Source organism: Desulfitobacterium metallireducens DSM 15288 (assembly GCF_000231405.2).
Taxonomy (GTDB): Bacteria; Bacillota; Desulfitobacteriia; order Desulfitobacteriales; family Desulfitobacteriaceae; genus Desulfitobacterium_A; species Desulfitobacterium_A metallireducens.
Genome location: NZ_CP007032.1, coordinates 1,480,596 through 1,501,357 on the forward strand (window position 1 = coordinate 1,480,596; position 20,762 = coordinate 1,501,357).

Sequence of the window (20,762 nt, forward strand, 5' to 3'; positions counted from 1 at the left end):
AGAATTTCCTGGCCAGAAATGCTTGTATTTTTCACAAGTTTGTACTATCATTTATTGTGTTAACGTTTAAGAAGAAGTTCACAAGTGATCAAGACAGAAGGATGAGGAGGGAGCTAGTTTGCATTTCGTAGTCTGTTTAAAGCAAGTACCGGATACTTCCGAAGTACGGATTGATCCCGTGACGAATACGCTTATGCGCCAAGGTGTGCCTTCGATTATTAACCCTTATGATGCACATGCATTAGAAGAAGCCATTCGTCTAAAAGAAAAAGTGGGAGGGAAAGTTACCATCGTGAGCATGGGGCCCCCGCAAGCCCTCGAAGCTTTGAAAAAAGGGATGTCCTTCGGAGCGGATAGAGCAATTTTGCTCAGTGACAGAGCTTTTGGTGGCTCTGATTCATTAGCTACCGCTTATATCCTATCAAACGCAATTGGAAAAATTCATGAAGAGGACCCGATCGATCTCGTTTTTGCAGGAAAAGAAGCAATTGATGGTGACACCGCACAAACAGGTCCCGGAATTGCGCAACGTTTAGGTTTTCCTCAAATTACGTACTCTATTAAGGTACGCGAGATTACAGAAACAACAATTACAGTTGAACGTAAAACTGAGGGCGGGCGTCAGGTTGTCGAAGCTCAATTGCCTGCGCTTCTTACCGTCGAGAAAGAGCTTAACGATCTTGGTTACGCCTCTTTGCCGAATATGATGAATGCAGCTAAATATGAACCTGAAATCTGGAGCGCTCAATCATTAACGTTTGATGCGACTCAAATGGGTCTTAAAGGATCGCCAACGAGTGTAGTACGTATTTTTGCACCCCCAGTTCGTTCCGGTGGAGAAAAAATCGACGGTACTAAAGATCCATCAGGTACTGCAAATGCACTTGTAGAGACCTTATTTAAAGAAAATATTATTTCAGATCGCCCCCTAGCGAAGGGAGGAAAAATCTAATGGCTGTTATTATTGACAAGGCTAAATGTATCGGATGCGGTGCATGTACAGTAGAATGTCCCTTTGAAGCACTTGATCTGGTGGATGGATTAGCCGTAGTTGATCCGGAAAAATGTAAAGATTGTACCAAATGTACTAAAATATGCCCTGGAGATGCACTCAGCATGCCGGAACGAGCCGATAAGCCTAAGGCAAAATCTTCTGAAGCCTCAGCAGAACAACCGGTTCAAGAGAAGAAAGTCGTAAAAACTGCACCGGTAGCTGGTGGGGATGTTTGGAGTGGCGTTTGGGTCATTGTTGAATATTTAAATGGAAATGTTTCTGGAGTATCTTGGGAATTGCTTGGTGAAGGACGAAAGCTTGCAGATGCGCTTGGATGCGAACTGGCTGCTGTGGTTACAGGCTATCAGGTAGAGCATGTGATCAGCGAAGCATTTGCTTATGGAGCTGAAAAAGTTTATATCGCGGATAATTCAGTGCTCAAGGATTATCGTACTGAACCATATGCCGATGCAATTGTCAAACTTGTTCGAAAATATCAACCGGAGATTATCCTTTGCGGTGCAACCTCGATGGGACGTGACGTTTTCCCAGCAGTTGCTACTCAAATGCAGACAGGCTTAACTGCGGATTGTACGGTTCTAGAGATTGATCCTGAAACCAAGCTGTTAAAAATGACACGTCCAGCCTTCGGTGGAAACATTATGGCGACAATTCAATGCCGTACTCATCGTCCCCAAATGTCAACTGTACGTCCTCGCGTTATGGCAATGCCAGAACGGGTTGAGGGACGCGAAGGGACTATTGTTAGGGAAGAATTAGCACTTAATGATGCTGATTATCGTACGAAAGTAGTTGAATTTATCTCTGCTACAGCAAAGAGTGCTTTCTTAGATAAAGCTGAAATTATCGTTGCAGTCGGACTCGGTGTTGGCTCACAGAAAAACATGGCTGTTGTTGAAGAACTTGCTGATGCGATTGGTGGGACGATAGCGGGTACTCGTGGTGCTGTTGAATCCGGTTGGATTTCGCATGATCAACAAGTGGGACAAACAGGGGTCACTGTACGTCCTAAAGTTTATATTGCCTTGGGAATCTCTGGTGCAATCCAACATCTGGTTGGAATGCAAACATCAGACTATATTATAGCTGTTAATAATGATCCAGATGCTGCGATTTTCAATGTCGCAAACTACGGGATTGTTGGTGACCTTCTCCAAGTGGTGCCTGCCTTAACAGCTGAATTTAAAAAGCGCCTGCAAAACGGTGCAGCGAAATAAGGAGGGGCAAACATGGAAAACTTTGATGTGATCGTCGTCGGTGGCGGTCCTGCTGGCCTGTCTGCCGCAATTAGTGCTGCAAAGGCAGGCATGAAAACTGTAGTTATTGAACGTGGTGATTATCCGGGTACGAAAAACGTAATGGGTGGAGTGCTTTATACTGAAGCAACAGCAGCAGTTATTCCTGAGTTCTGGAAAGATGCTCCACTTGAAAGACCTATTGTTGAACAACGTTATGGACTTTTAAGCGGTGACGAAATTGTCACTGCCGCTTATCGCAATCCGGCTTGGGGTCAAGAACCTTATAATGCGCACAGCGTACTTCGGGTGAAATTTGACGGCTGGCTTGCGAAGCAGGCAGAAAAAGCAGGGGTCATGATCATTCCTGAGACGGTCGTTGAAGATCTCCTTTATAAGGGGGATCTGGTAGTTGGTGTACGTACAGGTCGTGCTGAGGGAGATCTCGGCGCCAAGGTCGTAATCTTAGCTGAAGGAGCTAATAATTTTATTGCCCGCAAAGCAGGTTTAGCTCAGGAACTTCAACCGGATAAAGTTGCAGTCGCGGTTAAAGAAATTATTAAACTTCCCGAGGAGAAAATTGAAGACCGCTTCTGCCTCGAGCCAGGGCAAGGGGCGACGATTGAATTATTTGGTGGCTCGACAGACGGTATGATGGGAACTGCTTTTATTTACACCAATCAAGATTCAATATCGATTGGCGTCGGGGTTCTTCTTAACCAACTTATCGAGAAAAAGTGGACGCCAAATGATCTTTTGGAAAACCTTAAAGCGAAGCCTTATGTTAAGCGGTTGCTGCAGGGCGGTGAAACGAAAGAATATCTTGCGCACTTACTTCCTGAGGGCGGTTATAAATCTATTCCGAAGTTGTACCGTCAAGGTGTTCTCGTTGCAGGGGATACAGCAATGCTCGTTAACGGAATACATCGTGAGGGCTCGAATTTAGCCATGACTTCTGGCCGAGTTGCTGGTCAAGTGGCCGCAGAAGCTATCAAATCAGGAGATATTAGTGCCCAAGGTATGAGCGTTTATGATAAGAGACTTCGCGACTCTTTTGTGGTTAAGGATCTTCATACCTACCGTAATCTTATGACTTTATTAGATAGCAACCCACACTTCTTGCAAGTATATCCAGAAATAGCTGCAAATGCTATGCATAAGTTCTTCACTGCGAACGATACACCGAAGGGTGATGTCTTTAAGCAAATTATGAAAAACGCTTTTGAACATCGTTCAAAAGGTGCTATGTTTGGAGATCTCTTTAAAGCTTGGAGGGCACTGAAATGAAATTAGATGACAAATTATATTTGGTGCGCTTTAATACTGACAAGCAAAATCATATCAAAATAGCTGATAATGATGTATGTCTTAAATGTCAGGATAAGCCCTGTACTCGTGTATGTCCAGCTCATGTTTATGACTGGGACGAAGAAGAAACCCGCATTTCAGTAGGATATGAAGGGTGTTTAGAATGTGGTACTTGCCGCATTGCCTGCCCTACTAACAATATTCTGTGGCAGTATCCACGAGGCGGTTTCGGAGTATCCTGGAAAAACGGTTGATTCTATTTATTGTTGCTAATAGCAATGGGGTTGTTACGCTATGAACTCTAAGTTCAAACGTAGCAACCCCTTGTAGGTTTATACGACTGTATTCAAGGAATTTTTGACAGCTTAAGTCTTGCCCTTTAAAATGGTAACTATAAGCTTAAGTGCTAACCATGACTAGAGAGGAGACGGCGCATATCTATCAGCAGATTTTATATAACCTTGGTTATGATGGCTGGTCAATTGAGACTTTAAGCTCGGGTTGGTACACCGCAAAGAAAGAAAATCGCGGGCTGCTCTTTTGGTCTTATCAGACTAACCAGCTTATTTCACAAGTTCCTATTGATCCTGAAGTGAGGGAATGGGAAGCCTTTGTTTTCTGTCCAGAAGGATTAAGCTCTCAGGATCTTGAACAACCCGTTCTTAAAAACATCCAAGCCTGGTTCATCGATCTCCAAACTGGACTCGCATTTCCGTATCCCCCAAATCCAAAGCAAAAAACAATAGATTGGCTTCTTACTTACTTGACAATCAATAATCAGGCTCATCCTTCATACATTGGGACTACTGAGAGAGATAAATACTTCGAATTTTTTCGAACTAACAAATTTGTGCCCTATGTTACGATTATTTTAGCTGCGATCAATATTATCGTTTTTAGCTTGATGACCTTGGCGGGTGGTTCAACTAATACAAAAAATCTTATTTTATTTGGTGCAAAAGTTAATGAACTGATTCTTCAAGGACAAGTTTGGCGTCTTTTTACAAGTATGTTTATTCATATTGGATTTCTGCATCTTGCCTTTAATATCTACGCCTTATGGATACTGGGTTCCTTTAGTGAGGAACGTTTTGGACGTTGGCGCTTTCTTTTTATTTATTTATTGAGTGGACTAGCTGGTTCTGTGACCAGTTTTCTTTTCACAGACGCACTTTCTGCCGGAGCTTCCGGAGCTATCTTTGGAATTTTAGGTGCCTTGGTCCCGTATAGTTGGAAAAACCCCCGATTATGGAAGTCTGGGTTTGGAAAAAACCTCGTTGTTATTATTGCTATCAATTTAGGAATAGGATTAATTCAACCCCAGATTGATATTTATGCTCATCTAGGGGGGTTGCTTATTGGATTAGCTATTGGTTTTTTATTTCCATAAAATACATTTCTACACTCCGCATGCTTTTACGGTTCGAGGAGAAAATAGAATTGTAGCTCACAGTTCTTAGCGAGGTGGTATTTTTGGATACTATCGATAGTTAAGAAAAGTGAGCTACTTCGTTGCTCCTGAACATGCTATAATCAAAATGATTAAGTTATTTTGTAGCTAAATAGAAAGATGTTTGAGAGAGAGTGGAACAGATTTGAAAACTCCCAAGAAAATGATACGTAAAAAGAGATACTTTACACGTGAAAAATTCGTTTATCTATTTTTATTTGCATTTGTGTTTTCGATTATCAGTAAATTAGTCATGATGCAGGTTGTTCAGGCATCCGACCTTAAGGCTTTAGGTATTGAACGGCGTACACAAGATCAGAGCATTCAGCCTGAACGAGGACAAATATTGGATGCTCAAGGGCATGTACTTGCTCAAAGTATTCCGGCTAAGAAAGTCTATGCGGATCCAAGAACCTTGAATGCACTTATAGCTGATGGTAAGGACTATGACAAGCAGGATATTGCGAATAAGCTCGGGGACATTCTTGGAGTAAATAGTACAGACATCTTGGATAAATTGAATAAAGATCTTGCTTGGGTTAGCTTAGCCCATCAAGTAGATTTAGAAAAGGTCGAGAAAATTCAAGCATTAAAGATTCCTGGTGTCGGCTTTGAAGACGAACAGAAACGGGTTTATCCCATGGAAACACTGGCCTCTTCTGTTTTAGGAATTGTTAATCTTGAAGGACACGGAGCTGAAGGGGTTGAAGCGTACTATGATAAAGATCTTTATGGGACTCCCGGTTATACCTCGCAGCAACAAGATTCTGGATTATCGTCCGTATTAGAAACTATACATAATAGTGGAACTCCTCAAAAAGGCGCTAATTTAACAATGACACTTGACTCAACGATCCAATATTTAGTTGAACAACAACTTGATGATTTAGCCAAAACGACAAAAGCAAACCGAATTTCAATTCTAGCCATGGATCCTATGACTGGAAAAGTCTTAGGTATGGGGTCGCGTCCTAATTTTAATCCAAATGACTATAATCAAACTAATCCAGAAAATCGTAAGAACCTAAGTACGAGTATGTCTTATGAACCCGGTTCTACTTTTAAAATTATAACGGGTTCAGCTGCCCTTGAAGAGGGAGTTATAACCCCTGATGAAAAATTTGAGGATCCTGGATATTACAAAGTCGGTTCTCGTGTGATTACAAATTGGGACTCAGATACCTCAATTCATGGCTGGCTAGATTTTACCCAAGGCATGGAACTATCTGATAACGTTGTCCTTGCCCAAGTTGGAATGAAGTTAGAGATAACCCCTTTTTATACCTATCTCAAGGCCTTCGGGTTTGGAAGCAAAACGGGAATTGATCTTGCTGGGGAAGAAAGTGGATTACTTGTACCTCAGGATCAGGCAAGACCGATTGATCTCGCGACAATGTCCTTTGGGCAGGCCAACCTAGTCACCCCTATCCAGCTCTTGTCTGCAATCTCTGCTGTTGCTAATGGAGGAACCCTCTATCAACCCTATGTTGTCGATAAAATTGAGTACCAGGATGGCACAGTGAAACAAAACAACCCAACACCCGTTAGAAAAGTCGTTTCTAAAACGACAGCAGACCAAATGACCAAGATTCTTGAAAAGGTCGTGGATGAAGGGACCGGACGTCTCGCACAGATTCCGGGTATTCGCGTGGCTGGGAAAACTGGAACGGCACAGAAAGTGGACCCTAAGACTGGAGGATATTCAACGACTGATTTTATTGCTTCATTTGCAGCCTTTGCGCCTGCAGATAATCCCAAAATTGCAGTACTTGTAACCATTGATACTCCACGTGGAGATAGCCACCAAGGAGGAACCCTCGGCGGGCCTCGAGCTAAAGCTATTATTGAAGGGGCTTTACAATATTATGGAATTCCTGTTGCTAAGGAAACACAGAGCATAGTCTCTACTTTGCCTGTTCAGAACTTTGTTCGTCCTATGCCTCAACCGTTTACTCCTGTTCGTCAACCTCTTGCAGGGGAGACAGTCATACCTGACGTGACGGGCTTAACTCTTCGTCAAGCTGGAGATGTGCTTGCAAAAGCTGAACTTCATTTTAGCTTCTCTGGAACCGGCCTAGCTCTATCTCAAAATCCTGCTCCTGGTCAAGTGGTTAACAAAGGCTCAACAGTCGAGATAAAGTTTTCACCCCTGAATGATTTAATAAATCCAGTTCAAGAGGAGAATTCACCCTAAAAGTACAACTTTGATGGAGGATAAGGGTAGTATAAAAGAGTATAAAGAAAAAATGGAGGAATTAGGATGCGTCTAGATCAAGAAATTGATGAATTGAAAGAAGAACTGATTACGGCTGTCCAAAAATGTATCCAATTAGACAGTGTGAAAGACTTAGAAAAAGCGGGTCCAGGTGCACCGTTTGGAATTAAAATTCAACATTGCCTAGAGTGGACACTTGCATTGGGTGAAAAATTAGGATTTGCAGTTCATAATTTTGAGGGCTATGCGGGACATATTGAAATGGGAGAAGGAAAACTCCTAGGAATTCTAGGTCATTTAGATGTCGTTCCTGCAGGAGATGGGTGGTCTGCACCTCCTTTTAGCGGTCAAATTGGGGATGAAAGAATTTACGGTAGGGGAGCTACTGATGACAAGGGGCCAAGCTTGGCAGCTTTATTTGCGATGAAAGCAATTAAGAATGCAGGACTTCCTTTAACTAAACGGGTCCGTCTGATTCTAGGGACGGATGAAGAATCGGGTTGGGCAGATATGGATTACTACAAGCAGCATTCAGATCTTCCCGAAATAGGATTTGCACCTGATGCTGAATTTCCTCTTATTCATGCTGAAAAAGGGATTCTCCATCTTGAATTATCAAAGGAATATGATCAATTACCCCATGTGCTTCTGGTTCAAGGCGGCGAACGCGCTAATGTAGTTCCTGACCTTTGTCGAGTCACTCTAAAAGATTTGAATTTTCAAGAAGTTACAACTCAATTAAATGACTTTAATTTTCCAGAAGGGGTAACCGCGCATATCGAGTCTCATTCAAATGCCTCGCCGCTTCAGATTGTATTCCAGGGGGCTGGAGCACATGGAAGTATGCCACAAAACGGAAAAAATGCTGTACTTTATGCCTTGCGCTTTTTAGAAACATTGCCCTTAAACTATGAAGAACTACATCTCATTAACTGGTTGAATCAATATCCGGGAACAGGTTTTGGCGGGGAAGGCTTTGGCATCACTTTAAGTGATGAACCTTCGGGTAAACTTTCCTTAAACTTAGGAATTATGAATTTGACCTCAGATAAAATCTCCTTTGTCATCGATATTCGCTATCCAGTAACTTTTAAAGAGGCGGACGTGCTTAAACCCATAAAACAAATTGCTTCAGCTAAAGGTTTTATAATAAGAATCGACGAGAATCAGAACCCACATTATGTTCCTAAAGATAGCCCCATCGTAACCGCATTGTTAAGCGCATATACCAATGTGACGGGTAACGAAGGTGAGGCCTTCGCCATCGGTGGAGGAACTTATGCCAAGGTAATGCCTCAAGGGGTTGCCTTCGGTCCAACATTACCTGGGGAACCCGAAATTATCCATTGCCCAGATGAATATATCACGATTGATAATTTGATCTTAACGACGAAAGTCTATGCACAGGCTATTTTAAACCTTGCTTTAGATCCAAATTATCGCGACTAACTAAAAAACTTATTTCCTTTTATGAATGAAACGCATTTCGCCCTTTTATAAATAAATATAGAAGGGCTATCTTATATATCTATTTATAATGATTAGTATTCTGTTTCTTAGGAAGGTGAAGACCGTGGAAAATGAACGTGTTCAACATGCCAAGGAATTTTTAAAGAAACTATCAGAACATCATGGCGTTTCCGGATATGAACGCACAATCGCTCCTCTTGTTATTCAAGAATTTCAGACCATTGCTGAGGAGGTTCAAATCGATCGTTTCGGGAATATTTATGCTCACAAAAACGGAGAAGTGGGGCGTTATAAAATAATGCTCGCAGCACATATGGATGAAATTGGTTTAATGGTCAAAAAAATTGATCCTCGAGGCTTTTTGCGGTTTACCACAGTTGGGGGAGTAGATCAACGAACTCTTCTTTCTCAGGAAGTTATCATTCATGGCCGTCAACCCATCCCCGGAGTTATTGGTGCTATGCCTCCTCATCTAGTACGTGAAGATGGTGACAAGGCAGTAAAAATTGAAGATATGGGAATTGATGTTGGACTTTCTTTTGTGGAAATCCAAAAAATGGTCCAAATTGGAGATGTTATTACGCTCAAACGGACTCCTCTTGAACTGCTTGGGGGACTTCGTGCCGGAAAATCCTTAGATGATAGGGCCGGGGTAGTTGTCATGCAGATCTGTCTTCAGGAGCTTGACCGTTTACATCATGCACACGATGTTATAGCTGTAACTACGACCCAGGAGGAGGTAGGTCTTCGTGGGGCTTTAACCAGTGCCTATACTTTAAATCCAGACCTTGCTATCGCTATCGACGTAACCCATGCAGCAACTCCTGATACGAAGGGGCAGGTTAGTATTGAATTAGGAAAAGGGCCAGCAATCGCTCTCGGTCCCAATATTCACCCTCTCGTCTACGCAAGCTTAACTGAGGTCGCTCAAAATGAGCGCATTCCTTTTCAAATAGAACCCGTTGCAGGGATGACCGGAACGGACGCGTGGGCGATTCAGGTCGCTCAAGCTGGCATCCCCACAGGGTTACTCTCTATTCCCCTCAGGTATATGCATACTTCTGTTGAAACTCTAGATATGCAAGATGTCATCAATTCTGGGCTTTTGCTCGCCCATTTCATTGCTAGCTTGCCGGAGGACTTGGAGGGAAGTTTATGTTATTAAAGAAACTAAGCGAATTACAGGGGACGTCAGGGGCTGAAAAGGAAGTCCGTGACCTATTACGAGAAGAAATCACTGCTTGGGTGGATTCAATTTCTGTTGATAAAATCGGAAATCTTATTGCCACAAAACAGGGTTCAGAGAATACCCCTAAAATTCTCCTGGCAGCGCATATGGATGAAGTTGCACTTATGATCACGGAAATTACGACAGATGGATTTTTAAAATTTCGTCCTGTTGGTGGGATCGATCCTCGGGTTCTTGTTTCCAAACCTATAAAAGTTTCAGGAATAAACGGGATTATAGGGGCTAAGGCTATTCATCTTCAAAAGGTTCAGGAACGTCAGAAAGCGCTTAAACTTGAACAACTCTACATTGATATTGGGGCCAAATCAAAAGAAGAAGCTAGCAAGCATGTGAACTTAGGAGATTATGCTTACTTTACGACAGAGTTTGAAGCTATAGGTCAAGGCTTTTTTAAGGGGAAGGCCTTTGATGATCGCGTAGGATGTTATGTGCTCACTGAAATTTTGAAAAGAAAATTCGATCTGAATTTAGTAGCTGCTTTTACCGTTCAGGAAGAGGTCGGTTTGCGGGGGGCGAAAGTAGCTGCTTATCATGTTCAGCCAGACTTGGCAATTGTCGTAGAAGGAACAATTTCGGCAGATATGGCTCATATTGAAGAAGAGGAATGGGTTACGGAGCTCGGTAAAGGTCCAGCTCTTTCTATTCAGGACCAGACTACGCTATATAATCCAGAACTGATACGGAAAATCGTGGATATCGCTCAAAAAAGAGGAATCCCGTTTCAATTTCGACGGGGAACGAGCGGGAGTAATGATGCGGGTAAGATTCATTCAAGCAGGGCAGGTATACCAACGCTATCGATCAATGTTCCTTGCCGGTATATTCATTCAACAGTATCGTTAGTTAAGCAAGAAGATATTGACCATACGATACAACTTTTAGAAGAGATTCTTAAAGCCATTCCAAATGATTTTAAATTTTAGTCGATTAAAGGAGGACTAGAAAATGTCTAATGAACAAGATAAGTTAGACTATTCCTTATTAGAGCGTCTAACTCAAATTTATGCTCCTTCTGGGGTGGAAAAAGCAATTGCCGAACAAATCTCGGAGGTTATTCGCCCTTATTGTGATACACTTGCTCAGGATAGACTAGGTAACCTCATTGCGGTCCGCAAGGGGAGCGGAAAAAAGATCATGGTGGCTGCCCATATGGATGAAATCGGGGTCATGGTTACGCATATCAATGAAAGAGGATTTTTACGATTCACAACTGTTGGTGGAGTTCATGTTGACGAATTGCCACACCGCAGAGTTCGATTCCAAAATGGCCGAACGGGTGTCATTGGTGTGGAGAAATTAGAGAAGCCTTCCGACTTAAAACTCTCTAAACTTTATCTCGATATTGGTGCAGCGAACCAAGAAGAAGCGGCTAAAATTGTCCGCATCGGAGATAGTGCAGTATTCATTGGAGAATTTGTACACAATGGTTCGCGTATCGTTTCAAAAGCCTTAGATAATCGCGTGGGTTGCTTTGTTGCAATTGAAGCACTAAAGCGGGTTCAGTCGGAACATGAAATCTCTATTGCTTTTACGGTTCAGGAAGAAGTGGGGCTTAGAGGGGCACAAACTGCGGCCTATGCGCTTGAATCTGATGTTGCAATTGCAGTTGATGTAACGCTAACCGGAGATACGCCTAAAGCCCATCCTATGGAAGTTAAGCTGGGGAGTGGTGTCGCGATTAAAGTTTTTGATCGCTCCATGATCACTCCTCCAAAAGTCAAACAGTGGATGGCTGATACAGCTGAAAAGCAGCAAATTCCTTACCAATGGGAAGTCCTCGAATTTGGAGGTACAGATTCAGGAGCCATTCACCTGACGAAAGGTGGAATTCCAGCGGGAGTACTCTCTGTTCCAACGCGATACGTTCATAGTCCATCCGAAATGATTGATACCGAGGATGTTGAAGCAGCGGTTAACCTCCTCGTAGCTCTGCTTGAAGGTCTTGTTCCTTTCTAATTTATCTATTAATATTTTCTTGTCGAAAAGTCTTGTATTTTAATATTGATAGATATATAATAAATGAGTCGTTTCGATACGCGCCACTAGCTCAGCTGGTAGAGCATCCGACTCTTAATCGGCAGGTCCAGGGTCCGAATCCCTGGTGGCGCACCATAATAAGTTTTAAGCGCAAGTGTCTTATCTAAGATACTTGCTTTTTATATTGCTTTGTAAATTGTGACATAGACCACAGATAACTTACACTTTCTTTGATAGACTGAGTTTAATTATTGTTCGTTCGTTAGAATATGTGAGTTTGGAGGTTAGAGAATGGCGAAATTACCTAGTTATATTTTGGACCATTGCCGCGATCATTGCCCTAAGGCTACTAAAGATTGGACCGGATTTTATACACAACTTGAAAAAGAGATCCAGGAACTTAACCTAAAAGCAACGCTTGAGGAACGTTTTCAATCCTTCCAATTCCACCATATCCCTAAAATTGCTTTGGCAGGATGTCCCAATGGATGTTCGCGACCTCAAATAAAAGATATCGGAGTAACAGGCTTCATGACTCCTCAACTTTCTGGAAATGATTGTTCAGAATGCCAAACTTGCATCTCTGTTTGTCAGGAAAATGCGATTTCGTGGTCTGAGGATGGGATTGCTATTGACACTCAAGAGTGTATATCTTGTGGCGAATGTATTCGTAGTTGCCCGACTGAAAGAATCAGTGCTAAAGAATCAGGATGGTTACTTAGTTTAGGAGGCCGCTTAGGCCGGCATCCTCAATTTGCTAAAAACGTAGGGCAGGTCAGAACAGGGCAAGAGGCTAAGAAGTGGATTTTGAGTATACTCCAAGATTATTGTAATCAGGGGTTAACCGAAGAAAGGCTGAGTCATTATCTCGAGCGTAATAAATGGGTTTATGAACCCAGTCGTTCATGAACCCATTCCCTTAATTTTTCCTTATTTAATATCTTGATTTTCTTTCGTTCGACTTCGATGATCTCTAATTCTTTAAGTTCGCCTAAGATTCGGCTTACAGATTCGCGAGCTAAGCTGCACATGCCAGCTAATTCAGTTGTCGAGAGTGGAATTGTGATCAAAATGCCATCTCCCACAGGCTGACCATGGGCATGAGACAAGGCAAATAATTTTGCGCCAAGACGTGATCGCGCATCGCCAAGGGCCACGTTTTTAATCTGGCGATAAGCACGTCTTAAATCTAAAGCCATACTTTGATAAAAAGGCATCAGGGCTTGAGGGTTTTCATTAAGGTAACGTAATAAGATCGTTCGATCAAGGACCAGTACTTCAGAATTTTCTACAGCTAAAGCGGCATACGGATAAGTCTTCCCATCAAGAGCGACTTCGGGAAAGAAATTTGGAGCCTGAATAACTCTAAAGATTTTCTCTGTAAATTCACTCATTAATAATAATTCAACTCTGCCCTTCAATAGAAGAAAGAAGGTGTTCGCTTCTTCCCCAGAAAAAAACAGATACTGTTTAGATGAATAATGCCGAACACGACTATGCAATTGACAGAGTTCCCAGAAGGTTAAAGGAAGTTGATCCCAGGGAGAACTTTGAGAAAATCGTTCTAAATCATCCTTATTTTTCATCATGGAGATCTTTTTTACTCCTTTAAGATTAGATTTGTTTATTCTATTATTATCATACCATTCTAGCATCAATAAGCCTAAAATTTTATAAAAATTATGCTATAATAATTGTACCGAGCCTAGAGACCTACAGAGTTTCCATGGTCCTAGGCCGTTTCAGGATTCCTGAAACCGGGGTATATCTAGAAATGGATAGGCCTTCCAAATGAAAAGGAGGATTTAGAGCATGGAGAAAATCCGTGTTGAGGATGCAGTTGGAGCTGTACTCATGCATGATATGACACAAATTATTCCTGGACAAAGTAAAGGTCCCCGATTTCGCAAGGGGCATATTGTGAAGGAAGAAGACATTCCTGTACTTCTAAGTATGGGTAAAGAGCATATTTATGTTTGGAATCAGGCTAAAGGGCTTATCCATGAAGATGAAGCAGCTGAGCGTTTAGCAAAAGCGGTAGCAGGTCCTGGACTTACCTTTAGTGAAACCAAGGAAGGAAAAGTCAATCTTCTTGCTGAATATGATGGCTTACTTTATGCTTCAGAAGAGGGTATTTTAGCCCTTAATTCGATCGAAAATGTTGTTCTGGCAACACTTCATAATCATCGTCCTGTGAAAAAGGGCGAAAAAATTGCGGGTACACGGGTTGTGCCGCTCATGGTTGAAGGTGAAGTTGTTTTGGAAGCTGAACGTATAGCCCATGAGTTTTCAGAACCGATTCTCCAAATCCGCGCTTTGCGGTCTCATAAGATAGGGATCGTGACGACCGGAAGTGAAGTCTATCATGGACGGATTGAGGATAAGTTTGGTCCGGTTCTGCGTAAGAAAGCGGAGAAGTTGGGTTCTGTTATTATCGAGCAAAGCTTTGCTGATGACGATGTGTCCATGATCCAAGCTAAGATCCGGGAGCTCATTGGTCAGGGGGCAGAAATGATTTTTGTAACGGGTGGTATGTCTGTTGATCCTGATGACCTTACTCCGACAGCTATTCGGAGTATGGGGGCTGACTTGGTTACCTATGGCGCTCCAGTATTACCTGGAGCGATGTTCCTACTCTCGTATCTAGATGGGATTCCAGTTATGGGGTTACCGGGTTGCGTGATGTATTCACGGACGACAGTTTTTGATTTAGTCGTAACTCGGCTTCTAGCAGGTGAAAAATTAACTCGACAAGATATTGTTAAATATGGGCATGGTGGATTATGTTTAGAATGTCCAGAATGCACCTATCCTCATTGCCCCTTCGGAAAATAATATGGATATGAAACAAAGAGACCTTCTGGGTCTCTTTGTTTATCTAGAAGATCCTTCTGCTTACGAGCTGAAGATCTTTAATCGTTCGGCATCTGAAAACACCAGTACAATAAGGCAAGTATTCTTTTAGAATATTATCTGATGAGTACCAATCCTTTTTATCAAGAGGATTCAGCCAATAGACCCGCTTTACTTTTTTGTTAATTTCTTGCAGATATTCAACTTGAGAAGGACAATAATTATTTCGCCCATCACCAAGGATCAAGACTGTTGCCTGTGAAGAGATTAGAGGTAACCAATCGTTTTGAAACTCTGAAAGTACTTTCCCGTAATCGGAATATCCTGAGGAGTTACGATGACTCCAGGCTTGGGCCGAGTCCAAAGTATTGAAACCTTCCTCATGGGTAATATCCCAAAGGGAATCAATGAAAAGAAAAAGCCTGGTTTTACGAAAACGCAACTTGAGGTGAGAGATTAAGAAAAGTAAGAATTTGGAGTAGGGGAGAACTGAGTTGGAAATATCACAAAGAACAACAAGTTCTGGTCTCTGTGGAACACGCGCTTGGTAGCTCAAACGAAAAATAGTCCCGTTCCCTTGTACAAGTTCCTGTATAGCTCGATGGATACTGATTTCTCCGTGTCTTGAGGACTTCTTCCTGAACCCTGGCCGTTGTGCTAAGCGTTTGCCAAGGATTTTGAGGGCCTGCTGGACCGTGCTTTTTTCTTCTTGGTTAAAAGATTCTAGGGGCCTGTATAGCCAATGCTCGGCTTTTAGAAGCTCCCACTGATTTTCCTTTTTGATTCGGTTCCATAGTATTTGTTGACGAATTTTTTTGTGAAATTCAGATTTTAAGGTGATAAATTGCTGTAATTCATCTTCAGCAATTTCACCTTTTTGGTAAGACAATTCTTTTAAATTAAGGACCTGATGTAGGCCCATCTGACCTAATACCCACTGAATTTGATCTTCAGTTCCTAATACTTCGATTTCTTGAGGCATAAGCTGAAGGTAGGTTTGAAGGCTCTGGGGAGATGTAAGCTCACTTTTAAAACTAGAGGGGTTTGGAAAGACACTGACCCCTCCAAAACCTCGTCCTAGACCTTGACCACCGGGTGCAATTGGCACTTCTAAGGGAATATTTGCTTCTTCATTTGGTTCAGGGTTGCCATAGGAATCCAGTAGCAGCATGGACCAAATAGTGTCGAAAAGCGGATTCTCGTGGGAGGAATGAACAAAATTGGCTTTCAACATTGTTTTTAGATCAAGTTCAGGAAATTGGGTTAAGCAAAATGAAACATTTTCAAGATCAGCAAGCGATATTGAAAATTCAGCCTGCCTCAGAGCATAGATCAATTGAAGAAGAGACCACCCGTTGAGTTGTTTCTCCTTTGAATTCATGAGTTTTGCCCCGAATGTTCTTTTCTCTGAACTTCTTCAGCTTGCCAGATTTTTAGACGATCTTCTAATTTTTTTAAGTCACCAGGGTATTTAAGAAGGAGGTTCAGCGCACCGGATAGCTGATCCAAGTCTATTCGCTCTTGCTTAAGAATCTGTAAGGCTTGAACAAAGTCGATACTTTCGGATACACTTGGCAATTTGCGTAAGGGAAGTTTACGGACTTTCGCTACAAACTGACAAACATCTTCAATCAGTTTTGATCCTATCTTGGGATTTTTACGTTCAAGAATCATGATTTCCCTTAATATAGAAGGATAGTCGAGTTCAAGGTGCACGCACCGTCTTCGTAGTGCGTCACTCAATTCCCGGGTATTATTGCTTGTTAAAATGACGATTGGACGCGTTGTAGCGTAAAAAGTTCCTCGCTCTGGAATTGTCACTTGAAATTCGCCTAAGAGTTCGAGTAAAAAGCTTTCAAATTCTTCATCACTCTTATCCAATTCGTCAATAAGTAATACGACAGGTTTTGGAGATAAGATCGCTTTAAGCAAGGGACGGGCCAATATAAATTCCTCACTATAGAGATCAAATTTAACATCATTCCAGCTCGAATCTTTACTTTGTAAGCGTAAGAGCTGTTTGGGATAATTCCAATCATAAAGCGCTTTTTGAGCATCAAGCCCTTCATAACATTGTAATCGAATTAAAGGACGGTTACAGGCCCTGGCTAAAGCTATAGCGAGTTGAGTTTTTCCAACTCCTGCTGGCCCTTCAATAAGACAGGGCTTGTCCAAAGCGAGAGCTAAAAATAAGGTCGTCCCTTTTTGCTCGTCCAGGATATAGTCTTGCTCTTCTAAGGACCGGATTAATTCCGTAGGTGAATTCAGCCTCATTGCGAGAACCTCCTTTTTTTAGTTAAAGCGAAAGGCTATTTGACACTCCTTAACTCATCGATTATATTTATGGTGTGGACACCCCCTAGGGGTAGAGCTTTTGAATGTGAAAGGAGCGAATAAATATGGCGAAGAAAATAGCGATACCGACTGAAGGAGAGATTGTCAATGGTCACTTTGGTCGCAGCCAAGCATTCACAGTCTTTGAAATTGGAGATGGTCAGGTTCTTAAGCAAGAATTAATGGATACTCAAGGTTTCGAGCATCAACACGCCGGAATTGCACAACTCTTAAAATCAAAAGGGGTTGAGACAGTCATTTGTGGCGGAATTGGACCAGGAGCGATTCAAGGGTTGGAAAGTAATGGCTTAGAAGTCCTAAGAGGAGCGAGTGGATCGATTCGAGATGTTGCAGAGTCCTACGCTAAAGGAACCTTCAAAGGGACAGATGCTGTCTGTGACCATTCTCACGGCCATGACCATGACCATCATCAACACTAAACTAATATTTAGGTATAAGGGATTCCGTTTTTACAAAAAATAGATTGTGGTTTCTTTAAATTTAAGATCCGTGAAAGGATGGATGTGGAATGGGAGCTCATAAAAAAGTCTCACGTGCCAAATCCCCAATTAGTGTGAGAGACCCTCATTACACGGAGTTTGATGTCCAAAAGGGTCGCGTTACCTTTAAAGGAAAAAAACGACCAGAGTAAGGTAGTTGATTTTCAAAAGGAACGCAAAATTCAAAATTTAAGGAAATCCCATTTGATTAAAAAGAGGGTGCGCTTGACGCACCCTCTTTTTAACTCTAGAAGTTAATCCTAACGCTTAAAATCCTCTTAATCTTTGATAGCAGTCCCGGCAATAAACGGCTTTATCCCCTGAGGGACGGAAAGGAACTTGGGTCTCAGCCCCGCAATCGCTACAAATAGCCGGAAACATTTCACGTCGAGGCCGTTCAGCTCCTGCAACACGTTGGCGTCGAGACGCACGACAAGCCGGACAGCGCGTGGGCTCATTTTCAAATCCTTTTTCTGCGAAAAATTCTTGTTCACCAATGGAGAAAATGAATTCGTTACCACAGTCCCGGCAAACCAATACTTTGTCTTCAAATGCCATAAGAAACTACCTCCTTCCACGCATGAATCGCGCCTCCTGAGTGGAAGTAGTAGCACAAATCACCTGGTTTTGGTCCAACGTGTCCGATAAACTAACTTACACATCTAAGGCTCTAATTAATTATACTTGAAAATTCAGAAATATTACAGTCCCATGATAAGGAAGAAAAGGATTTATTTAATTGAATTGTCCGCTAACACCCTTTAAATAGTATTTGCATAATTATAATCTTGCAAAGGAATTATTTGAAAGGAGTATTGTATATGACTGAAAAAGCAAAGATTAGAAAGATGTTTCCCGGTGGAATTACTTATCAAGGTTTTTACTCCTTCTATAATTATATGATCGAGCGAGATGCCCGTCATATCTTCGTTATCAAGGGCGGTCCAGGAGTGGGTAAGTCAACCTTCATGAAGAAAATTGCTCAATCAATGTTCGAGGCAGGCTATGAAATTGAATATCATTGTTGCTCTTCGGATAATAATTCAATTGATGGTTTAGTGATTCCAGAACTGAACATAGCTCTTCTTGATGGAACGGCACCGCATATCGTTGATCCCAAAACTCCAGGTGCTGTCGATGAAATTATTAATCTTGGCGAGTATTGGAATGAAGCAAAGATGCTTGAATCAAAGGCTGAAATAATGGCCTGTAATCTTCAAGTAAGCCGTTATTTCCAAGCTGCTTATTATTCTTTAAAAGACGCTAAGAACGCAATGGACGAGTGGGAATTTTATATTGAACCCTATCAAAACTGGGATGATATCAACAAAATGTACTTAAAAACTGAGAAGAACATCTTTAAAAATTCACCTCCAGGGAATGGAAAAGCACGCCACTTATTTGCCTGGGCACATACTCCTCAAGGAAAATGTCAATATATTGACTCTCTGCTTAGTGGAATGCAGACTCTGTATACCTTAAAAGGGCAACCGGGTACAGGCAAATCGACCTTTTTATCCCGTATCTCCAATCGTGCTTCAATGCTGGGATTAAGTGTGGAGTATTTTCATAGTACGCTCGATCCCGAAAAATTAGATCTAATCCTTCTTCCAGAAATAAAAGTAGGTCTTGTTATCGATGCAGATCCTTATTCATATACCCCTGATTTTAAATGTACTGTGATAGAGTTAGATTTTGATAAAAGTTTAGATCAGATTTTACTACAAAACTATAAATCTGAGTTAACTTCTTGTAGTGAACGTGTAAACACTAGTTTGGAACGGGCTTTAGCGAATTCAAAGAAGGCAAAAATGAGCCATGATCAAATGGAAACATACTATATTCCTGCGATGGATTTCCAAGCTATTGAAGATAAGCGGGTAGAAACGTTACAAAGAATCCTCAATATGGCTGAGGAACATTCTATCGCGGTTACAACAAATTTATCCCCAACTCCTAAAATTTAGATCCGCAATGATGCATCAACAAAAAATGCAAAGTACGCTTTGCATTTTTTGTATCTCCCTTGGAAAGTTTATTATAGAAGTTTGAATTAAAGTTTTGGATATATTAAGAAGATGAAATAATTTATCTGAATAAAAGGAGGCAGTTCTATGTCTACACGTGTAGCGATTAATGGGTTTGGCCGGATAGGCAGATTATCTTTACGAGCGGCCCTCGAAAGCAAAGCCTCACTTGAAATTGTAGCTGTTAATGACTTAGGAAGTCCAGATTTATTAGGACATCTTTTTAAATATGATTCCATACATGGAATTCTGCCCTATGAAGTCGAGGTAAATGAGAATATAATGAAAGTAGATGGACGCTCTATTCAGCTGTTCGCCGAAAAGAATCCGGAAAGTTTACCTTGGAAAGACCTCGGTGTGGATATCGTAATTGAATCCACTGGCCATTTCATTGAGCGCGATAAAGCAGCACTTCATTTACAAGCAGGGGCGAAAAAAGTGGTTATTTCTGCACCTGGTAAAAATGAAGATATCACGATTGTCATGGGAGTTAATGAGGATCAATATAATCCCAGTCAACATCATATCCTTTCCAATGCTTCTTGTACCACAAACTGTTTGGCTCCCGTCGCTAAAGTTTTACTTGAAGAGTTTGGGATCGAACAGGGGATGATGACCACAACTCATTCTGTGACTAACGATCAACGTATCTTGGATCTAGAGCATAAAGATTGGCGGAGAGCACGAGCTGCTTTCCAATCCATGATTCCTACAAGTACCGGTGCGGCCAAAGCTGTTGCCCTTGTTTTACCTGAATTAAAAGGAAAATTAACGGGATTAGCAGTACGTGTTCCAACTCCGAATGTCTCTATCGTTGACTTTGTTGCTAACTTAACGAAACCGACGACTAAAGAAGAGGTTAACGCTAAATTGAAGGAAGCAGCGGAAGGAAAGCTTAAAGGAATTTTGGCTTATACGGATTTACCTCTTGTCTCACATGATTTTAATGGGGATCCACATAGCTCAACGGTTGATGGCCTTTCGACGATGATGCTTGGAGACCGGATGCTTAAAGTTCTTGTCTGGTATGATAATGAATGGGGATATTCAAACCGAGTAGTTGATCTCGTCTGCTATATTGCAAATAAGGGTTTGTAAGCTATAAGCTATAAAGTAAAAACAAGGGGAG

19 protein-coding genes, 1 tRNA gene and 1 riboswitch are annotated in these 20,762 nt (G+C 41.7%); of the genes, 16 read left to right on the forward strand and 4 right to left on the reverse strand.

Annotation, left to right across the window (positions count from 1 at the left end; all coding sequences use genetic code 11):
* Positions 1-118: 118 nt before the first annotated feature.
* The 12 genes from DESME_RS07130 (at position 119) to DESME_RS07185 (ending at position 12,828) form a co-directional block, all read left to right on the forward strand.
* Positions 119-952: an electron transfer flavoprotein subunit beta/FixA family protein gene (locus tag DESME_RS07130; protein ID WP_006715393.1), complete on the forward strand. Its 834-nt coding sequence runs from the start codon at positions 119-121 to the stop codon at positions 950-952.
* Complete coding sequence (locus DESME_RS07135) at positions 952-2,232, forward strand: electron transfer flavoprotein subunit alpha (RefSeq protein ID WP_006715392.1); 1,281 nt, start codon at positions 952-954, stop codon at positions 2,230-2,232. Before DESME_RS07130 ends, DESME_RS07135 begins: the two co-directional genes overlap by 1 nt.
* Positions 2,233-2,244: 12 nt before the next feature.
* Positions 2,245-3,537 (forward strand): FAD-dependent oxidoreductase, encoded by a 1,293-nt coding sequence (locus tag DESME_RS07140; protein WP_006715391.1) that lies wholly within the window; start codon positions 2,245-2,247, stop codon positions 3,535-3,537.
* Complete coding sequence (locus DESME_RS07145; protein WP_006715390.1) at positions 3,534-3,812, forward strand: ferredoxin family protein; 279 nt, start codon at positions 3,534-3,536, stop codon at positions 3,810-3,812. The genes DESME_RS07140 and DESME_RS07145 overlap by 4 nt, the downstream gene beginning before the upstream one ends.
* Before the next feature lie 158 nt (positions 3,813-3,970).
* Positions 3,971-4,948, forward strand: a complete 978-nt coding sequence (locus tag DESME_RS07150) for a rhomboid family intramembrane serine protease (RefSeq protein WP_006715389.1) — start codon at positions 3,971-3,973, stop codon at positions 4,946-4,948.
* 223 nt (positions 4,949-5,171) lie between these two features.
* On the forward strand, positions 5,172-7,202 hold the full coding sequence (locus DESME_RS07155) for a penicillin-binding protein (protein ID WP_041484142.1): 2,031 nt from the start codon (positions 5,172-5,174) through the stop codon (positions 7,200-7,202).
* A gap of 66 nt (positions 7,203-7,268) precedes the next feature.
* The gene (gene pepV, locus DESME_RS07160; RefSeq protein ID WP_006715387.1) at positions 7,269-8,672 is read left to right on the forward strand and encodes a dipeptidase PepV; all 1,404 of its coding nucleotides are present in this window, start codon (positions 7,269-7,271) and stop codon (positions 8,670-8,672) included.
* 88 nt (positions 8,673-8,760) lie between these two features.
* Entirely contained in the window at positions 8,761-9,858 is a 1,098-nt protein-coding gene (locus tag DESME_RS07165) for a M42 family metallopeptidase (protein WP_174377956.1), read from the forward strand.
* Positions 9,849-10,865, forward strand: coding sequence for a M42 family metallopeptidase (locus tag DESME_RS07170; protein ID WP_006715385.1), 1,017 nt, complete (start codon positions 9,849-9,851; stop codon positions 10,863-10,865). The genes DESME_RS07165 and DESME_RS07170 overlap by 10 nt, the downstream gene beginning before the upstream one ends.
* A 22-nt stretch (positions 10,866-10,887) precedes the next feature.
* Entirely contained in the window at positions 10,888-11,898 is a 1,011-nt protein-coding gene (locus DESME_RS07175) for a M42 family metallopeptidase (RefSeq protein WP_006715384.1), read from the forward strand.
* Positions 11,899-11,978: 80 nt separating this feature from the next.
* Positions 11,979-12,054 (forward strand) — tRNA-Lys (locus DESME_RS07180).
* A 156-nt stretch (positions 12,055-12,210) separates the two neighbouring features.
* Positions 12,211-12,828 (forward strand): 4Fe-4S dicluster domain-containing protein, encoded by a 618-nt coding sequence (locus DESME_RS07185; protein ID WP_006715383.1) that lies wholly within the window; start codon positions 12,211-12,213, stop codon positions 12,826-12,828.
* On the opposite strand, the gene DESME_RS07190 is transcribed toward DESME_RS07185, so the two are convergent.
* Positions 12,807-13,508, reverse strand: a complete 702-nt coding sequence (locus DESME_RS07190) for a Crp/Fnr family transcriptional regulator (protein ID WP_025248714.1) — start codon at positions 13,506-13,508, stop codon at positions 12,807-12,809. The two genes, DESME_RS07185 and DESME_RS07190, sit on opposite strands and share 22 nt — an antisense overlap.
* 96 nt (positions 13,509-13,604) lie before the next feature.
* Positions 13,605-13,737: riboswitch (molybdenum cofactor riboswitch) on the forward strand.
* Here DESME_RS07190 and DESME_RS07195 point away from each other — a divergent pair.
* Positions 13,732-14,754 (forward strand): molybdopterin-binding protein, encoded by a 1,023-nt coding sequence (locus DESME_RS07195; protein ID WP_006715381.1) that lies wholly within the window; start codon positions 13,732-13,734, stop codon positions 14,752-14,754. Its footprint overlaps the riboswitch before it by 6 nt.
* Before the next feature lie 43 nt (positions 14,755-14,797).
* Here the strand turns inward: DESME_RS07195 and DESME_RS07200 are convergent, their stop codons facing one another.
* Both DESME_RS07200 and DESME_RS07205 read right to left on the reverse strand, forming a co-directional pair.
* Positions 14,798-16,153 carry a VWA domain-containing protein gene (locus DESME_RS07200; RefSeq protein ID WP_006715380.1) on the reverse strand — a complete coding sequence of 452 codons (1,356 nt, stop codon included), beginning with the start codon at positions 16,151-16,153 and terminating at the stop codon, positions 14,798-14,800.
* Positions 16,150-17,046: an AAA family ATPase gene (locus DESME_RS07205; RefSeq protein WP_006715379.1), complete on the reverse strand. Its 897-nt coding sequence runs from the start codon at positions 17,044-17,046 to the stop codon at positions 16,150-16,152. The genes DESME_RS07200 and DESME_RS07205 overlap by 4 nt, the downstream gene beginning before the upstream one ends.
* 125 nt (positions 17,047-17,171) lie before the next feature.
* On the opposite strand from DESME_RS07205, the gene DESME_RS07210 reads away from it, so the two are divergent.
* Positions 17,172-17,546 carry a NifB/NifX family molybdenum-iron cluster-binding protein gene (locus DESME_RS07210; RefSeq protein WP_006715378.1) on the forward strand — a complete coding sequence of 125 codons (375 nt, stop codon included), beginning with the start codon at positions 17,172-17,174 and terminating at the stop codon, positions 17,544-17,546.
* Between the two features lie 327 nt (positions 17,547-17,873).
* On the opposite strand, the gene DESME_RS07215 is transcribed toward DESME_RS07210, so the two are convergent.
* Positions 17,874-18,164 (reverse strand): zinc-ribbon domain containing protein, encoded by a 291-nt coding sequence (locus DESME_RS07215; RefSeq protein WP_006715376.1) that lies wholly within the window; start codon positions 18,162-18,164, stop codon positions 17,874-17,876.
* A gap of 263 nt (positions 18,165-18,427) precedes the next feature.
* Here DESME_RS07215 and DESME_RS07220 point away from each other — a divergent pair, with 263 nt between their 5' ends.
* Both DESME_RS07220 and gap read left to right on the forward strand, forming a co-directional pair.
* Positions 18,428-19,573 (forward strand): PRK06851 family protein, encoded by a 1,146-nt coding sequence (locus DESME_RS07220; protein WP_006715375.1) that lies wholly within the window; start codon positions 18,428-18,430, stop codon positions 19,571-19,573.
* Between the two features lie 147 nt (positions 19,574-19,720).
* Positions 19,721-20,731: a type I glyceraldehyde-3-phosphate dehydrogenase gene (gap, locus tag DESME_RS07225; RefSeq protein WP_006715374.1), complete on the forward strand. Its 1,011-nt coding sequence runs from the start codon at positions 19,721-19,723 to the stop codon at positions 20,729-20,731.
* The last annotated feature ends 31 nt before the right edge of the window (positions 20,732-20,762 follow it).

Excerpts from the sequence above, each read along its gene's own strand:
- DESME_RS07215 (WP_006715376.1), bottom strand. The coding sequence starts at position 18,164 with ATGGCATTTGAAGACAAAGTATTGGTTTGCCGGGACTGTGGTAACGAA.
- DESME_RS07195 (WP_006715381.1), top strand. The coding sequence starts at position 13,732 with ATGGAGAAAATCCGTGTTGAGGATGCAGTTGGAGCTGTACTCATGCAT.
- DESME_RS07135 (WP_006715392.1), top strand. The coding sequence starts at position 952 with ATGGCTGTTATTATTGACAAGGCTAAATGTATCGGATGCGGTGCATGT.
- DESME_RS07200 (WP_006715380.1), bottom strand. The coding sequence starts at position 16,153 with ATGAATTCAAAGGAGAAACAACTCAACGGGTGGTCTCTTCTTCAATTG.
- pepV (WP_006715387.1), top strand. The coding sequence starts at position 7,269 with ATGCGTCTAGATCAAGAAATTGATGAATTGAAAGAAGAACTGATTACG.
- DESME_RS07155 (WP_041484142.1), top strand. The coding sequence starts at position 5,172 with ATGATACGTAAAAAGAGATACTTTACACGTGAAAAATTCGTTTATCTA.
- DESME_RS07165 (WP_174377956.1), top strand. The coding sequence starts at position 8,761 with ATGATTAGTATTCTGTTTCTTAGGAAGGTGAAGACCGTGGAAAATGAA.
- DESME_RS07185 (WP_006715383.1), top strand. The coding sequence starts at position 12,211 with ATGGCGAAATTACCTAGTTATATTTTGGACCATTGCCGCGATCATTGC.
- DESME_RS07210 (WP_006715378.1), top strand. The coding sequence starts at position 17,172 with ATGGCGAAGAAAATAGCGATACCGACTGAAGGAGAGATTGTCAATGGT.
- gap (WP_006715374.1), top strand. The coding sequence starts at position 19,721 with ATGTCTACACGTGTAGCGATTAATGGGTTTGGCCGGATAGGCAGATTA.
- DESME_RS07170 (WP_006715385.1), top strand. The coding sequence starts at position 9,849 with ATGTTATTAAAGAAACTAAGCGAATTACAGGGGACGTCAGGGGCTGAA.
- DESME_RS07175 (WP_006715384.1), top strand. The coding sequence starts at position 10,888 with ATGTCTAATGAACAAGATAAGTTAGACTATTCCTTATTAGAGCGTCTA.
- DESME_RS07150 (WP_006715389.1), top strand. The coding sequence starts at position 3,971 with ATGACTAGAGAGGAGACGGCGCATATCTATCAGCAGATTTTATATAAC.
- DESME_RS07220 (WP_006715375.1), top strand. The coding sequence starts at position 18,428 with ATGACTGAAAAAGCAAAGATTAGAAAGATGTTTCCCGGTGGAATTACT.
- DESME_RS07145 (WP_006715390.1), top strand. The coding sequence starts at position 3,534 with ATGAAATTAGATGACAAATTATATTTGGTGCGCTTTAATACTGACAAG.
- DESME_RS07205 (WP_006715379.1), bottom strand. The coding sequence starts at position 17,046 with ATGAGGCTGAATTCACCTACGGAATTAATCCGGTCCTTAGAAGAGCAA.
- DESME_RS07140 (WP_006715391.1), top strand. The coding sequence starts at position 2,245 with ATGGAAAACTTTGATGTGATCGTCGTCGGTGGCGGTCCTGCTGGCCTG.
- DESME_RS07190 (WP_025248714.1), bottom strand. The coding sequence starts at position 13,508 with ATGATGAAAAATAAGGATGATTTAGAACGATTTTCTCAAAGTTCTCCC.